Annotated in this window: 18 protein-coding genes and 1 riboswitch; of the genes, 8 read left to right on the forward strand and 10 right to left on the reverse strand. The window is 37.0% G+C overall.

Annotation, left to right across the window (positions count from 1 at the left end; translation table 11 throughout):
* Window positions 1-24: 24 nt before the first annotated feature.
* Window positions 25-1,023, forward strand: a complete 999-nt coding sequence (locus MHB74_RS20125; RefSeq protein WP_061678125.1) for an alpha/beta fold hydrolase — start codon at window positions 25-27, stop codon at window positions 1,021-1,023.
* Window positions 1,024-1,304: 281 nt separating this feature from the next.
* Window positions 1,305-2,624 (forward strand): Na+/H+ antiporter family protein, encoded by a 1,320-nt coding sequence (locus MHB74_RS20130; protein WP_061678124.1) that lies wholly within the window; start codon window positions 1,305-1,307, stop codon window positions 2,622-2,624.
* Between the two features lie 23 nt (window positions 2,625-2,647).
* Here the strand turns inward: MHB74_RS20130 and MHB74_RS20135 are convergent, their stop codons facing one another.
* Window positions 2,648-3,511 (reverse strand): LacI family DNA-binding transcriptional regulator, encoded by an 864-nt coding sequence (locus MHB74_RS20135; protein WP_061678123.1) that lies wholly within the window; start codon window positions 3,509-3,511, stop codon window positions 2,648-2,650.
* A 102-nt stretch (window positions 3,512-3,613) separates the two neighbouring features.
* Window positions 3,614-4,093: a GNAT family N-acetyltransferase gene (locus tag MHB74_RS20140; protein ID WP_061678122.1), complete on the reverse strand. Its 480-nt coding sequence runs from the start codon at window positions 4,091-4,093 to the stop codon at window positions 3,614-3,616.
* Between the two features lie 81 nt (window positions 4,094-4,174).
* Between MHB74_RS20140 and MHB74_RS20145 the strand changes: the two genes are divergently transcribed.
* Window positions 4,175-5,098: an alpha/beta hydrolase gene (locus tag MHB74_RS20145; RefSeq protein WP_061678121.1), complete on the forward strand. Its 924-nt coding sequence runs from the start codon at window positions 4,175-4,177 to the stop codon at window positions 5,096-5,098.
* A gap of 10 nt (window positions 5,099-5,108) precedes the next feature.
* Here MHB74_RS20145 and MHB74_RS20150 read toward each other — a convergent pair whose 3' ends face one another.
* Complete coding sequence (locus tag MHB74_RS20150) at window positions 5,109-5,354, reverse strand: DUF2552 family protein (RefSeq protein WP_061678120.1); 246 nt, start codon at window positions 5,352-5,354, stop codon at window positions 5,109-5,111.
* 139 nt (window positions 5,355-5,493) lie between these two features.
* Between MHB74_RS20150 and MHB74_RS20155 the strand changes: the two genes are divergently transcribed.
* From MHB74_RS20155 to ribH, 5 genes are all read left to right on the forward strand, one after another.
* Window positions 5,494-5,700 (forward strand): CDGSH iron-sulfur domain-containing protein, encoded by a 207-nt coding sequence (locus MHB74_RS20155; RefSeq protein WP_001151582.1) that lies wholly within the window; start codon window positions 5,494-5,496, stop codon window positions 5,698-5,700.
* A gap of 189 nt (window positions 5,701-5,889) precedes the next feature.
* A riboswitch (FMN riboswitch) is annotated at window positions 5,890-6,033 on the forward strand.
* 309 nt (window positions 6,034-6,342) lie between these two features.
* Window positions 6,343-7,455 (forward strand): bifunctional diaminohydroxyphosphoribosylaminopyrimidine deaminase/5-amino-6-(5-phosphoribosylamino)uracil reductase RibD, encoded by a 1,113-nt coding sequence (gene ribD / locus MHB74_RS20160; protein WP_061678119.1) that lies wholly within the window; start codon window positions 6,343-6,345, stop codon window positions 7,453-7,455.
* Window positions 7,437-8,081, forward strand: coding sequence for a riboflavin synthase subunit alpha (gene ribE, locus MHB74_RS20165; RefSeq protein WP_061678118.1), 645 nt, complete (start codon window positions 7,437-7,439; stop codon window positions 8,079-8,081). The genes ribD and ribE overlap by 19 nt, the downstream gene beginning before the upstream one ends.
* Before the next feature lie 12 nt (window positions 8,082-8,093).
* On the forward strand, window positions 8,094-9,287 hold the full coding sequence (gene ribBA / locus MHB74_RS20170; RefSeq protein ID WP_061678117.1) for a bifunctional 3,4-dihydroxy-2-butanone 4-phosphate synthase/GTP cyclohydrolase II: 1,194 nt from the start codon (window positions 8,094-8,096) through the stop codon (window positions 9,285-9,287).
* A gap of 18 nt (window positions 9,288-9,305) precedes the next feature.
* Entirely contained in the window at window positions 9,306-9,767 is a 462-nt protein-coding gene (ribH, locus tag MHB74_RS20175; RefSeq protein WP_000230897.1) for a 6,7-dimethyl-8-ribityllumazine synthase, read from the forward strand.
* 29 nt (window positions 9,768-9,796) lie between these two features.
* Here ribH and MHB74_RS20180 read toward each other — a convergent pair whose 3' ends face one another.
* From MHB74_RS20180 to bioA, 7 genes are all read right to left on the reverse strand, one after another.
* A complete protein-coding gene (locus MHB74_RS20180) occupies window positions 9,797-10,117 on the reverse strand; it encodes a hypothetical protein (RefSeq protein ID WP_000549787.1) in 321 nt (106 codons plus the stop codon).
* Window positions 10,118-10,298: 181 nt separating this feature from the next.
* The gene (bioB, locus tag MHB74_RS20185; protein WP_000815865.1) at window positions 10,299-11,297 is read right to left on the reverse strand and encodes a biotin synthase; all 999 of its coding nucleotides are present in this window, start codon (window positions 11,295-11,297) and stop codon (window positions 10,299-10,301) included.
* A gap of 1 nt (window position 11,298) precedes the next feature.
* Complete coding sequence (bioC, locus tag MHB74_RS20190; RefSeq protein ID WP_061678116.1) at window positions 11,299-12,108, reverse strand: malonyl-ACP O-methyltransferase BioC; 810 nt, start codon at window positions 12,106-12,108, stop codon at window positions 11,299-11,301.
* Window positions 12,074-12,814 (reverse strand): alpha/beta fold hydrolase, encoded by a 741-nt coding sequence (locus MHB74_RS20195; RefSeq protein ID WP_061678115.1) that lies wholly within the window; start codon window positions 12,812-12,814, stop codon window positions 12,074-12,076. The genes bioC and MHB74_RS20195 overlap by 35 nt, the downstream gene beginning before the upstream one ends.
* Window positions 12,811-13,998 carry an 8-amino-7-oxononanoate synthase gene (gene bioF / locus MHB74_RS20200; RefSeq protein WP_061678114.1) on the reverse strand — a complete coding sequence of 396 codons (1,188 nt, stop codon included), beginning with the start codon at window positions 13,996-13,998 and terminating at the stop codon, window positions 12,811-12,813. The genes MHB74_RS20195 and bioF overlap by 4 nt, the downstream gene beginning before the upstream one ends.
* Window positions 13,964-14,692 carry an ATP-dependent dethiobiotin synthetase BioD gene (gene bioD / locus MHB74_RS20205; RefSeq protein ID WP_061678113.1) on the reverse strand — a complete coding sequence of 243 codons (729 nt, stop codon included), beginning with the start codon at window positions 14,690-14,692 and terminating at the stop codon, window positions 13,964-13,966. The genes bioF and bioD overlap by 35 nt, the downstream gene beginning before the upstream one ends.
* A complete protein-coding gene (gene bioA / locus MHB74_RS20210) occupies window positions 14,692-16,080 on the reverse strand; it encodes an adenosylmethionine--8-amino-7-oxononanoate transaminase (RefSeq protein ID WP_061678112.1) in 1,389 nt (462 codons plus the stop codon). The genes bioD and bioA overlap by 1 nt, the downstream gene beginning before the upstream one ends.
* Window positions 16,081-16,162: the final 82 nt, after the last annotated feature.

The following is a 16,162-nucleotide window of genomic DNA, read 5'->3' on the forward strand; positions in this document are numbered from 1 at the left end:
ATTTCAGAAAAGGAGGTTTTCAATATGCTTTTTCGTAGCCATACCCCACAGTTTTATAATGAAAATAAACAACTCATTCCTAATAGTATTGCTACGATGGAAAGCGTTATGATTCATAATCGAAAACAAACTCTCCTTATTCGCGGGCAAAACATAGAGCAACCTATTTTATTATGCTGCCATGGTGGACCCGGCATGGCACAAATCGGATTTATTCGTCATTTTCAAAAAGAATTGGAGAAACACTTCATCGTTATTAATTGGGATCAGCGCGGGGCAGGTAAATCCTTTTCAATGAAAGATTTCGGAGCGAATTTTACAATTGAACAATTCGTTTCCGATGCAAAAGAAGTGATTCAATACGTACTTAAAAAGTTCAATAAACAGAAACTATTTCTCGCTGGTCATTCTTGGGGAAGTATTATTGGGCTTAACATAGCACATCAATATCCACAGTATATCGAGGCTTACATCGGTATTGGGCAGATTGTACATATGAAACAAAACGAAGAATTGCTATATCAGCATTTAATTCGTTCTGCAAAAAAACATGATCACAAAAAAGCATTAGCGTCCCTTTTAAAATTAGGCAAACCACCATTTTTAGATACGAGACGCCTTATTATTCAAAGAAAATGGCTTGGTACATTCGGAGGAGCAATCCAAAACGGATCTTCCTTTTCTTTCATACGAAAAGGCTTCTTTTCTCCTGAATATACACTATTAGATTGGTTCAAGTTTCTCGCAGGAAATTTAAAATCTGGTGTTTTATGGGAAGAAATGCTGACAATCGATTTCTTTTCTTCTATTTCAAGTTTATCTATTCCGGTTTATTTTTGTTCTGGTCGCTATGATTATCAAACTCCTTATGCACTCGTTCAGGAATATTGCGATGTGATAGCAGCACCCATAAAAAAAATGATTTGGTTCCCAAATTCAGCACATTCTCCTGATTTAGAAGAACCAGCATTATTCGCTAATTCTTTACAAGCAATTAAACAAGAGCTAGCTTTTCAGCATTAGTAACAAAGGCTCTTTTACATTTCATAGAAAACAATTTATAATAATATGTCGCAACTATGTATAAAGTGAAACTTTAATCAGTGGGGGTTTTCTTCATCCCCCGCTGATTATTAGTTGAACCAATCGGACTTTTATGGGCAGTTGACCCCCGCCTAACTTCTTTGCTTTCGCTGAATTTTAAGGTGGGGGGCTTACTGCCCATTAAAGCGGGATAAATATAGCAAAGTGCTTCATATTTACTTGCCTTAGCACAATAAAAATTTAGGGAGATTACATTTATTATGAATGCTGTACTCGTCGCAGTAGCAGTTATGCTATTGCTTAGTTTGTTACGTGTCCAGGTCATTGTCGCCATCATTGTTGGAGCTTTAACAGGCGGCATTATCGGCGGACTCGGTATTTCAGAAACGATTAACACTTTTACAACTGGCCTTGGAAACAGCGCCCCAATCGCTTTAAGTTATGCAATGCTTGGCGGTTTCGCTATTTCCCTTTCCAAAACAGGACTTCCAGATGCCATGATTCAAACTGCATTAAAATGGATTGGCAATGAACAAGACACGAAAAAACAAGTTTATTCTAAAATACTTATTTTATTCATCATTTTAACGATGGCTTGCTTCTCACAAAATGTGATTCCTGTTCATATCGCTTTCATCCCCATCTTAATTCCAGCACTATTAAAAGTACTAAATGAGCTGAAAGTGGATCGCAGACTTGTTACATGTATTATTACATTCGGATTGATTACTCCTTATATGTGGATTCCAGCGGGGTTCGGAAAAATTTATCATGACGTATTGCAAACAAATGCTGCGCAAAGCGGCCTTACATTTGATGTTACACTTATTCCAAAAGCAATGACTATTCCAGCAATCGGTATGATTATTGGATTATGTGTAGCGGTATTCATTACGTACCGGAAACCTCGTACGTATGAAACAGAACAAGTTCATACCACTGCAAATGAAATCGTTCCCTACACAAAACGTAGCATTACTTTCGGATTATTATCTATCATAGCTACATTAACTGTTCAATTAGCAACAGAATCAATGATTTTCGGTGCTTTAGCAGGGATTATCGTCTTATCAGTAAGTGGTAGCCTACCTCTTAAAGAAGCAGATGCAATATTAACAAGCGGCATGCGCATGATGTCCTTTATTGGTTTTGTTATGATCGCTGCCGCTGGATTTGGCGCTGTTCTTCGAAAAACAGGACATGTTGAATCTCTTGTGCAAACGAGTGCACATATAATTGGAAATAACAAACCACTCGCTGCATTTCTTATGCTTGTGATTGGACTTCTCGTTACGATGGGAATTGGTTCATCCTTTTCAACTATCCCTATCTTAACAACAATTTTTGTACCTCTTTGCATGCAGCTTGGATTTAGTCCAATGGCTACAATTGCAATTATCGGTACAGCCGGAGCGTTAGGGGATGCAGGATCACCAGCATCAGATAGTACACTTGGACCAACATCCGGTTTAAACGCTGATGGTCAACACCATCATATATGGGATACATGTGTACCAACGTTTCTACACTATAATATACCGTTACTTATATTCGGCTTTATTGCCGCCATTACATTATAAAAGGTGCGTTTTATACGCACCTTTTACTTTTTTATTTTTCCTTTTAATTGTTGCAACGCTATTTTCCCATTTTCTTCGACACAACTCTCCATTTGCATGAATGACGGACCTGTCCACTCACTGTCTATACTCCCGTTCAGTCCAATAATTCTCAATTTATCTGGTATACGGATATTTAAATTTTTCGCTGCTCGCATTAACTCAAAAGTAATCTTATCACTTGAAGTTACAATGCCATCTATATACGGATAAGTTTGCAATAATGTAATAAACTGTTTATTCGTATACCCTTGTACACATTCTTCTCGATAAGAGATTCCTTCCTCCCAAACAGTATCTAAAAACCCTGATACGTGCTCTTCCATTTCTTCACTATCTTCTCCCTCACCGAAATAAGCAAGGAAGTGACAGCCTTTTTCTTTTAATAAAGAAACCGCTCTTTGTCCACTTTCATAATAATTTGTATGGGATTTTTTTTCGTCGATCACAACAAACGGAAATGGAATTTCTCCTATACTTTTAAAAACTGATTTTGTTAAAATAACACCTGCAACGTTATTTTCCTTCAACATATGTATGTATCTATCTTTATTCTCTATATTACAAACAATGATTTGATATCCTTCTTTATATGCTATTTCCTCAATACAATGTAGCAAAGTGATGTTTGATGGGTTATATAAATTATCTACAAGTAATGCAATTATCGTTGAATTCTCTTTAAACAATGGCTTTGCTGTACTATTTGGCCTATAATGTAATTCCTCAATTGCTTCCTTTACTTGTTTTACTGTGTCCTCATGAACGTATCCTTTTTCATTAATAACTCGTGAAACAGTTGCGACTGAAACACCTGCCAATTTTGCAACATCACGTATAGTTGCCACATCGTCACCCCTTAATATGGTAATAGATTACAATTTTACGGTAACCGAAATTACAATATTCGTCAAGGTTAATAACTTATATTTCTGAAAATTGTTACATCATCATACTAAACGATACTCTAACTGAATTTCATGTAAAATTAGGATATTATCATACCCAATACGTGGAATTTCTTTCTTGATTTTTCGTGCCTCTTCTACTGCATTCACATATAAATTTGTCATCACAAAATTACGTTTTTGGTAAAAACGTAACGCATTCATATTATCATTTGTTGTTATGAGCCAAACCCGCCCGCACCGTTCTTCTTCTGCAACTTGTAATACACAATCCACAAGTTTTGTCCCTATTCCTTTTCTTTCTTCAAAGCTATCTAACGACACAATTTCACACATATTTCCGGTCACTTCATACGTTATAATTCCGATTATTCTGTCATCCAAGAACGCAACAAACCCTGGCAACTCTTCTAACTGATGCCCCTTCCCACGTGACACCATCAATGAACTCCCCCAGTTCTCACACATGAACATTCGGATTGTTTCTTTCATCGCTGGCGTAATTTTTTGTATATACATCATTTCCTATTTCTCCCCTTTTCTATCATTGTGATACAATATAAGTGTATCACATGTAACGGTATTTGGAGGATGAGGTAAAGTATGAAACGTTTTTTTGCAGCATTGTTTACTATACTAGGTGCGATAACTGCCCTTGGGATTTTCTTTACAAATAAAGTGATGTACTTAAAGAAAAAAACAGAGGAAGAAGTACTCGAAAGAGAAACGAAAAAACATTTTCGTATAGAGGATTTTGATGCTCTTCATAAAGAAGAAATTCACATTCCTTCGCAATTCGGCTATGATCTTCACGGATATTACATTCCTGCTGGTCATTCCAATAAGTTTATGATTTTTTGTCACGGCGTAACTGTAAATAAAATGAACTCTGTAAAATATGCACGGTTATTTTTAAACAGAGGGTATAATGTCGTTATTTATGATCATCGTCGTCATGGTAAAACTGGCGGAAAAACAACAAGCTATGGATACTATGAAAAACATGATTTAAAATCAGTAGTTGACTGGCTAAAAAGTCGTTTTGGAACAAATATAACACTCGGTATTCATGGTGAATCTATGGGAGCTGCAACACTTCTTCAATACGCAGGACTTGTAGAAGATGGTGCTGATTTCTATATTGCAGATTGTCCTTTCTCTGATTTCTACGGGCAATTACAACACCGTTTAAAGGTTGAATTCCATTTACCTAAATGGCCTTTATTACCTTTAGCAAATGCTTTTTTAAAAGTGCGTGACGGTTATACGATTCGCGAAGTTTCACCAATCGATTGTATAAAAAATATTAACAATCCCATCCTCTTTATTCACAGTAAAGATGATGATTATATTTTAGCTGATATGACGAAAGCACTATATGAAGCAAAAGAAAACAATAAACAACTTTATATTGCAGAACGCGGCGCACACGCTTGCTCTTATAACGAAAATAAAGAAGAGTATGAAGCAGCCGTTGATCAATTTTTAAACTCATATGTAAAAGAAACAAAAAACAGGCTTGCATAAGCCTGTTTTTTTATTGCGCTAAAACGTCTGTAACTTGTTCCATATTTTCAGAAATCCATTGCATTGCATCATCTAACGTTGGAAATTCTGTCGTTTGAAATGTTACCTCATCTTGAAGTAACCAAACATCCTTTAACTCTTGTCCTACACCTGCAATGGACCAGTGTAACAAACTATATGGATGATTATCATTCAAAAATGATGCCCACGTGCGCTCATTTGCAATATTTCGTAATGTACGTAATTGTTTATCCATCTTTCGTCACCTTACTCTAGTCAGTTATAAAAAACATTATAACACTCTCTTCTCTCCCAAAGAAAGTGCTCATTTGATATTGTCAAGTACTTCTCTTGATTATATGATGAAATTAAGCGTTTGGGAAGGAGGGATAGCGTTGGCTAAAGTACAAATTAAAGTAAATGATAATGGCTCTTTTCGCGTTACAGGGGACGTGGAATTAGTCGATTCACAAGGGAATGTATTCCCAGCAAAACCGGCTTTTTCTTTATGCCGTTGTGGTTTATCAAAAAATATGCCTTATTGCGATGCTTCGCATAAAGGTAAATTCGAATCTGTTGTTAGAGCACCAGAGGCAGAATAATTTCACATGTGACATGCACATTTTTTTGTGCATGTTTTTCTTTTTTACACCTCCGTTATATCCCTTCTCCTTACAACATTTCTCACACTTTTGTCTCCACGCTAGGCTACATATACTTTCACACAATTCTTCACATTCGAATATTTTTCACTAGCCTTTTTTCTTTTTTGTGCTATAATTTGAGCAAACAACATCCTTCGGGGTCGGGTGAAATTCCCAACCGGCGGTGATGAAGTGCAAACTTCTAAGTCCGTGACCCGTTTTCAACTCGAAAACGGTGGATCTAGTGAAACTCTAGGGCCGACAGTATAGTCTGGATGGGAGAAGGATATGTTTTCTAGTAATTTTATATAGCGAATACACTTTTATTTCAGTATGCATATTTTTAAAGTTTCATTTTGAATCTTTATATATGTTTTATTTTGTATACTTATGTTTCTATACTGGAATAAAAAGATACGACTAGCGTTTGAAAAATTCGATATTTTGCTAGGTTTTTTCCTTATGCAAAAATATCAATCATCGTTAGGTTTCTTTCCTATACTTTCGTATTCGAACTATATTTCTAGAAATCACGTCTCCCAAACCCCAAGGATATAAAATCCTTGGGGTTTTTTGATTTTTTCAGGAGAGGTGAAGAGAATGACAGATCAAGAATATATGAGGATTGCCCTACAGTTAGCAGAAGGAACATCCGGACAAACAAGTCCAAATCCTATGGTTGGTGCTGTTGTTGTAAAAGATGGAAACATCGTCGGTATGGGCGCTCATTTACGTGCTGGTGAAGAACACGCAGAAGTTCATGCTCTTCATATGGCTGGTGAAAAAGCAAAAGGAGCTACCGTTTATGTAACACTTGAACCTTGTAGCCATTTCGGAAAAACACCACCTTGCTGTGAATCGCTCATCAAAAACGGAGTCAAACGGGTTGTAATTGCCACTCTTGATTGCAACCCTCTCGTTTCTGGTAATGGAAAAAAGAGATTAGAAAAAGCTGGCATCGACGTAACTACCGGTGTTCTTGAAGCAGAAGCCACCTTATTAAATCGTTTCTTTTTTCACTACATGAAAACGAAACGTCCATTTGTAACCATAAAAACAGCGATGAGCTTAGATGGGAAAACAGCAACTGTCACTGGTGAAAGTAAGTGGATTACAGGTGAAGAAGCACGTGCTGATGTTCACCAATATCGCCATACACATGATGCGATTCTCGTGGGAGTAAATACAGTTATAGCTGATAATCCGCATTTAACGACAAGAATTCCTAACGGGGGTAAACATTCTATACGCGTTATTTTAGATACCCATTTACGAACACCACCATCTTCTCATGTCATAACAGATGGTTTAGCACCGACATGGATTTTTGTCGGTAAGGATGTAAATAAAGAGAAAATAGCTTCTTATGAATCTGAAAATGTAGCTATATTCCAAATGAAAACGAAGCAAATTGAAATTGAGGATCTCCTTTTCTTTCTTGGAGAGAAGCAAATTCTTTCTATATTCGTTGAAGGAGGCCAATCGATTCATGCAAGCTTCTTACAAACAAAGCATTTCAATGAAATTATAACTTATATAAGCCCGATATTAATTGGCGGGAATGATGCCCCTACTTTATTTGGCGGAAATGGTTTCGCAGCATTACAAGATGCACTTTCCTTGGAAATTCAAGAGATGAAACAAATTGGCGATGATATAAAAATCGTTGCGAATGCCCGAAGCGAGGTGACGGAATGTTTACAGGAATTGTAGAAGAGTTAGGAACGATTGCAAACATGCAACAAAGCGGAGAAGCGATGAAGTTAACGATCCACGCAAATAAAATTTTATCAGATGCTCACTTAGGTGATAGTATCGCGGTTAACGGGATTTGCTTAACTGTAACGAGTTTCACAACAACTTCATTCACAGTGGACGCAATGCCTGAAACGATGCAATCCACATCACTTCGCATGCTTAAACCACACTCTAAAGTAAATTTAGAACGGGCGATGGCTGCAAACGGACGATTCGGTGGACATTTCGTTTCAGGACATATTGATGGCATCGGAACGATATTAAACAAAAAACAGCACTATAATGCCGTCTATTACAAAATAGCTATTGCTGATGAATTGCTACGCTATTGTTTGCATAAAGGATCCGTTGCTATTGATGGAACGAGTTTAACAATATTTGATATAGATGAATCTTCCATCACCATCTCACTCATCCCGCACACAGTAAGTGAATCTGTTATCGGAGAAAAGAATGCCGGTGACATCGTAAACATTGAGTGTGACATGATCGGTAAATATATCGAGCGCTTTATTTCTAAACCTGTAAAACGAACAGGTTCAATGAACGAAAGCTTTTTACAAGAAAACGGATTTCTATAAGGGGGAAGCATGATGTTCCATCGTATTGAAGAAGCTCTAGAAGATTTAAAACAAGGAAAAGTCGTCATCGTATGTGATGATGAAAACCGTGAAAATGAAGGCGATTTTATCGCATTAGCAGAGTATATTACGCCGGAAACGATTAACTTTATGATTACACATGGGCGTGGCCTCGTTTGTGTACCTATTACGGAAGGGTACGCAGAACGTCTACAGTTAGAACCAATGGTAGCTCATAATACAGATTCGCATCATACTGCATTTACGGTGAGCATTGATCACGTTTCTACAACAACAGGAATTAGCGCTCACGAACGGGCAACTACGATACAAGAATTGTTAAACCCTGCATCAAAAGGTGCTGATTTCAATCGTCCTGGACATATCTTTCCATTAATCGCGAAAGAAGGTGGTGTCCTGCGCCGCGCTGGTCATACAGAAGCCGCTGTCGATTTAGCACAGCTTTGCGGAGCAGAACCAGCTGGAGTTATTTGCGAGATTATCAATGAGGACGGTACGATGGCACGCGTACCTGATTTACTACAGTGTGCAAAACAATTTGATATAAAAATGATTACAATAGAAGATTTAATTGCTTATCGCCGCCACCATGAAACATTAGTGACGAGAGAAGTAGAAATTACATTACCTACTGATTTCGGTACTTTCCATGCAATTGGCTATTCTAATTCATTAGATACGAAAGAACATATCGCACTCGTAAAAGGTGATATTTCATCAGGAGAGCCTGTACTTGTACGCGTTCATTCAGAGTGCTTAACAGGTGATGTATTTGGCTCATGCCGTTGTGATTGCGGACCACAACTCCATGCTGCACTTGCTCAAATTGAGCGTGAAGGAAAAGGCGTTCTTCTTTATATGAGACAAGAAGGACGAGGCATCGGCCTTCTTAATAAGCTTCGCGCTTATAAGTTACAAGAAGAAGGATTCGATACTGTAGAAGCAAATGAAAAACTTGGATTCCCAGCTGATTTGCGTGATTACGGTATTGGTGCTCAAATTTTAAAAGATTTAGGTTTACAACATTTACGATTATTAACAAATAACCCGCGAAAAATTGCTGGCTTACAAGGTTACGATTTAGAAGTAATCGAGCGTGTACCGTTGCAAATGCCAACAAAAGAAGAAAATAAAACGTATTTACAAACGAAAGTAAACAAATTAGGACATTTACTAAACTTATAATAAAGGGAGAGATTCATTATGGTATTCGAAGGTCATTTAGTTGGTACAGGATTAAAAGTTGGGGTTGTTGTTGGACGTTTTAATGAATTTATTACAAGTAAGTTACTCGGCGGAGCTTTAGATGGATTAAAGCGCCACGGTGTAGAAGAAAACGATATCGATGTTGCTTGGGTTCCTGGCGCATTCGAAATTCCTTTAATTGCTAAAAAGATGGCTAGTAGCGGAAAATATGACGCTGTTATTACGCTAGGTACTGTAATTCGCGGTGCTACAACACATTACGATTACGTTTGTAATGAAGTAGCAAAAGGGGTTGCATCTTTATCACTACAAACAGACATCCCAGTTATATTCGGTGTATTAACGACTGAAACGATTGAGCAAGCAATTGAACGTGCAGGCACGAAAGCTGGTAATAAAGGCTATGAATCTGCCGTTGCTGCGATTGAAATGGCTCACTTATCAAAACAATGGGCATAAAAAAATAAAAAGAGGCTGCGGCCTCTTTTTTATTTTTTTACTTTTTTCCGTACATCTTTTATTAATTCATCCATTGTTTTTCCTTCTGTTTGTATACGAAGCGTTTGTGCTGTTCTCCATACATTCTCTCTTTTCTTCGCTTCTTCTATAATAGTAATTTCTTTTCGAACTTCCTTTAAATCTTTCCCTTCGGTTTTCAATCCAAAATGTTCAGCTTTCGTTCGAAAATGTTGCTCAATTCGTTGTTGCATCTCTTTTTGTTCAGGATTTTCGGCGGCCTTAACTGGATCAGTACTTATTGCTTTTAGTAAAATTAGACAAGTCATAATCGCTAATATATATTTGTGCATGTAAAATCCTCCAACCCAATATAAATTACATATTTACTATGTACAATTGGGGCTTGGAAAATTCGTCCACCAAAATTCTTTTTTCCGCTCAAAAACCAATAATATCAAGCGTTCACAACTATTTATTACATTTTATTTACAAAAAACGCAAACTCTTTTACAAGTTTGCGTTTTACCTACCTTATAATGCACATTCTTCAATCTCAAACCCTAAATCTTCAATCATACCCCAGTCTGCAGTTGGTTCTTGTCCAGCTGTTGTTAAGTAATCTCCAACAAAAATAGAGTTTGCTGCAAATAAACCGATTGGCTGCACAGAGCGTAAATTGATTTCACGTCCTCCTGAAATGCGAATTTCTTTCGTTGGGTTTACAAAACGCATCATCGCCAGCACTTTTAAACATTCTACCGGCGTTAATTCTTTTTGTCCTTCAAGCGGCGTACCCTTTACAGCAACAAGGAAATTACATGGAATTGAATCTGCATCTATACGTTGTAATTCAAATGCAATTTCAGCACGTTCTTCTATTGTCTCGCCCATTCCAAAAATCGCCCCTGAGCATGGTGAAATACCCGCTTGTTTCGCTTTTTGAACTGTATCAACACGATCGTCATACGTATGAGTGGAGCAAATACTTTCGTAATTATTTGCATGTGTATTTAAGTTGTGGTTATAACGATGTACACCCGCTTCCGCTAAACGTCCTGCTTGATCTTCGTTTAAGAAACCTAAACAACAACAAATCTTTAAATCTGTCGTTTCACGAATCTCCTTAACAGCTCCAATTACGTGATTCACCTCTTTATCCGTCGGGCGACGACCAGATGCTACAATACAATATGTACCCGCTTTACGGCGAATTGCTTCATGTGCTCCTTCTACAATCTTTTCCTGCGTTAACCATGCATATTTATCAATCGGCGCCTCTGAAATAATAGACTGTGAACAATATCCGCAATCTTCAGGACATAATCCAGATTTCGTATTAATAATCATATTTAATTTTACTTTCTTACCAAAGTGATGATGACGAATGATGTAAGCTGCATTCATAATTTCTAAAACTTCGGTCTCATCAGCTTCTAATATCGCTATTGCATCCTCTTTCGTAATCATTTTCTCTTCTACTACGTCATATGCAAGTTTTTTCCAATCCCTTTTTGTTTGTACTTGTTTCATTTCATCTCTTCCCCTCTTTAGTTATATGCATAAATAAAGCGTGATACGTCGCCATTATCCCTTCATTTTCCGTGAAGTCTCTTTCGTATATGCGAAGCATCGCACGAAAGAGTGAGGGACTTTGACAATAGGATTCTTCATTACTATTAGTCGCTCCTACTTTTCGAATAGAATGTAGAAACTCCCTAACTTCTGTAAATCTCTCTATGTAACATGTTTCAGAAACATGCACATCCCCTGTTTCTATTTCACATATATGGCGCAACTGATTTTTCGAATAAAAACGTTGTCCAATCGATGTTTCATTTTGTATATTTTTTTCTTCTTTCGCCCGCTGGAACGAAGCATGCAATTCTTGAAATGTTTCGTGTCCAAACGTCGAAAAGAGTAATATCCCATCTATAGACAAATGATGAAATAAATTTCTTACCACTTGTTTTAAATCATTTAGCCATTGAAATGTGGCATTCGAAATAATGACATCATACGTTTCTTCTAGTCGTAATCTTTCGATATCCTCACAGTAAAACATTACATTTTTTACATTTTTTCTAGTTTTCGCAACCTCAATCATACTTTCAGCAAAATCAATAGCTGTAATATGCGCTTTCGGAAATAAACTTGATAATTGCTCTGTAACATATCCTGTCCCGCATCCAAGTTCTAAAATACGTATCCTTGAATTTGCACTATATCGCCGCTTCAATGTAGAAAGTAATAAATGTGCCATCTTTTTTTGTACATTTGCATATTGATCGTAGGATACAGCTGCCACGTTAAACCGTTTTTGTAGTAACGTTTTGTTGATCATGTCGTATCCCCTCTACAAATTGAATTATTTCATTTCCACAATATTCAAAATTCGTTACGCATAATGCGTGTCCAGCCTTACTTACTACCTTGAGCGTGGCAGTCTCATTCTCAGCCATACTACGCGCTGCAGATAATGGGCATATGACATCCTGCTCTCCGTGAATAAGTAGTATAGGTACTTTAACTTCTTTCAGTTCTTCCCTCATATCTGCTTCGATTAAATACTCCAAACCTAATTGCAAAGACTGAATAGAATCACCTTTAAAGCGTTTTATCATATCTTCAAACCTTTTATTCTCTTTCAGCTCATTTTTTGTAAACATATTTTCATAAAACCGCTTGAGCGTATCTTCTTTCTTTCTCGCTACATTCTTTTTCAGCCGTTCTACATGCAAAGCATTCCATCCACACGTATAGTCGCTCGTATTTGTAAATTTAGCAGTGCCACCAATTAATACGATACCTTTCGCCTTAACCTTTTTATGAGCTTGAACTGCCGCTAACGCTCCTAGTGACCATCCAACTAAAATCACATTTTCATCTTTTGCTGCATCTATTATTCGCCCCGCAAATTCACTTTGTTCTTTCACATTACGCCAATTGATACATTGAACAGAATATCCTTTAAAATACGGCAGAACTAAAGTCCAAACACCCTCTTCCATTCCCCACCCAGGAATAAAAATAATCTTTAGCTCTTTCATACTAAAAACCCCTCTTCTTTACCAATACGTATAATATGCTGAATAGCCCAGTTCAAATCAGCAATTGTATGTTGGGACGTAACTGCAAAACGGACCCGTGAACTATTAACTGGAACCGTTGGTGGACGAATTGCAATTGCTGCAATACCTACTTCTTGCAACCTTTTACTAAACCGTAAAGCTGTTTCATTTGAACCGACTACAATCGGTACAATATGAGTTGAGCTATTCCCAATATCAAAACCAGCTTCTTGCAAATGTGTCCTAAAATAGGCTCCATTCTCTATAAGTCTCTCTCTTCTTTCATTATCTTCTTTCACAATTTCAATTGCCTTTTGTACCGCCCCTAACGTTCCTGGTGGTAAAGAAGTAGTAAAAATAAAGCTTCTCATCGTATTTTGTAAATACTCTATATAAATTGCATCGCCTGTCAAATACGCACCATAACACCCTAAAGCCTTACTAAACGTCCCCATATGTATATCAATTTTTTGAGCAACATCTTTTTCTATATGAGACAATCCTGCTCCATTCATTCCATATATTCCACTCGCATGTGCTTCATCAACTATAATTATTGCTCCGTATTTCTCTTTTATGTGCACTAACTCTCGTAAATATGCAGTATCACCATCCATACTAAAAACAGTATCCGTTACGATTAATTTCTTCTTTTTTGGCGGCGCTACTTGCAACAGCTTCTCTAAATGATCTAAGTCATTATGACGATATCTTTTATGCTCTGCTCCGCTTAATATAATTCCATCAACGATGCTTGCGTGATTTAATTTGTCACTAAACACAATATCGTGACGACTAGCTAATGAAGAAATCACTCCAACATTTGCCGTATATCCACTATTTACAACTAAGGCTTTTTCAGTGCCTTTCCAATCGCATATATTTCTCTCAACCTCTTCATACAGTGAATAATTTCCTACAACGAGCCTTGATGCTGTCGCCCCAGTTCCATATTTTCTTGTGCATGCTATAGCAGCTTCTTTTAACCTTTCATCTCCAGCTAACCCTAAATAATTATTTGACGCTAAATTTAGCATCCTTTTTTCATCTCGAATAAGCCATGTCTCTTCTGCTCGTTCTGTTACATGCAAATTGCGATACTGCCCTTGCTCATTTAATTGTTGCAATTTAGATTGAAGATGTGTGCGCCACGTTTGATTCATTTCGGATAAACTCCTCTAATTTTGAAATCATTATATACTCTTTAGCAGATTCCAAGACTTCTTCTTTTGTAAACGCACCTTCAAAGAATGGTAATAATCCTAAAACCGGTACCCCACTTAGTTCTTCAATCATTTCTTTATTTTCTTGTACTCTTTCCATTTCACATTCTTTGCAGCCGGATAAAATTACACCTGCTACTGTTAAGCCCTGTGCCTTCGCATAAGCAATCGTTAAAACGGTATGATTTACTGTTCCTAATGTAGGACGTGCTACTACAATAAGAGGAAGCTGTAATTCTTTTGCGAAATCAATTACTAAAGCATCTTCTGTATACGGAACAGCCAGTCCGCCTGCTCCTTCTACAAGTAGACTATTAAACTCTTTCAATCGTTCATTATAGTGATCCATAATGTCCTTTAAATGTACTACTCTTCCAGCTCTTTTCATGGCAAGTCTCGGAGCAAGCGGTTCTTCAATAGAATAAGGGCAAATTTCATCTTCTTTTGTCGGTACACCCGATAATGCTTTTAGCCTTGCTGCATCTCCCTCTGGATTAGATGCAACATGTCCACTTTGCAACGGTTTATATACCCCTATGTTATATCCCAATTCTCTAAATACACCTGCTAATGCACCTGCAACTACAGTTTTTCCCACTTCAGTATCCGTTGCTGTTACAAAAAAACCACTCATTATACTCCCTCCGTAACATCCGAGATTGCTTTATATAAAATACGTAACATATCATCAATCTCATCAATTGTAGAAGCAAGAGGAGGCATAAATACAATCGTATTACCGAGCGGTCGCAAGATCATGCCAAGCTCTCTTGAGCGTTTACACACTTGAACACCGACTCTCTCTGTCCATTCAAACGCTTCTTTCGTTTCCTTATTCTTCACAAGTTCAATTCCAACCATTAACCCGCACTGACGAATATCCCCTACATGTTTATATGCAAAGAGTTCTTCTAATTGCATCGCCACATATTCTGTTTTACGTGCCACTTCTTCTATTAAATTTGTTTTCTCATATAGTTCTAAATTTGCAATTGCTACCGCACACCCTAACGGATTCCCTGTATAACTATGACCGTGGAAAAACGTTTTTTGTTCTTCATAGTCGCCTAAAAAGGCATTATAAATTTCATCTGTCGTTACGGTGATTGCAACTGGTAAATATCCGCCCGTTAAACCTTTTCCGGCTGTTAAAATGTCCGGCGTTACATTTTCATGTTCACATGCAAACATTTTCCCGGTACGCCCAAATCCAGTCGCTACCTCATCTGTAATAAATAAAACATTATATTTTGTACATAAATTACGTAGCCCTTTTAAGTATCCTTTTGGCATTGTAATCATACCGCCAGCACCTTGCATTAAAGGTTCTACAATAATCGCCGCAATTTCTTCATGTTTGTCTTTCAGCAACTCTTCCATTTCTTCTAAATGTTTTTTTACAATTTCCTCCTTATTATTTCCATAAGGAGAACGATATGTATATGGATAAGGCATTTTAATTGCTTCAAATAAAAGTGAACTATACACTTGGTGAAACAAGTCTATTGCTCCTACTGAAACAGCTCCAATTGTATCACCGTGATACGCTTCTTTTAATGTAACAAATCTTTGTTTCTTCGGTTTTCCTTTATGCTGCCAATATTGAAAGGCCATCTTAATTGCAATTTCGACGGCACTAGAACCAGAGTCTGAATAAAATACTTTCTTCAAACCTTCTGGTACAACTTCAATTATTTTTTCTGCTAATAAAATAGATGGAACGTTAGCAAGTCCTAGCATAGTAGAATGGGAAATTTTATTTAATTGCTCACGAATTGCTTCATCTAACTCTGGTACTTGATGTCCGTGAACATTTAACCAAATAGATGAAACACCGTCCCAATATTCATTTCCATTTACATCGTATAGCTTTCTTCCCTCTCCACGTTCAATAATGACAGGATCTTCTTCTAAATAATCTTTCATTTGTGTAAACGGATGCCATACATAAGCTTTATTTTTCTCCGATAATTCTTCATATGTATAAGACGATTTTTCAGTCGTATTACTATTAACAGTCACAATTGTCACCCCTAATGTTAACTAGTTTATAAATATAGTTAACATTAAATTCAAATGACTGTCAATTATTTTTAAATCAAAT

The organism is Bacillus sp. FSL K6-0069, from assembly GCF_038007785.1.
GTDB lineage: Bacteria > Bacillota > Bacilli > Bacillales > Bacillaceae_G > Bacillus_A > Bacillus_A mobilis.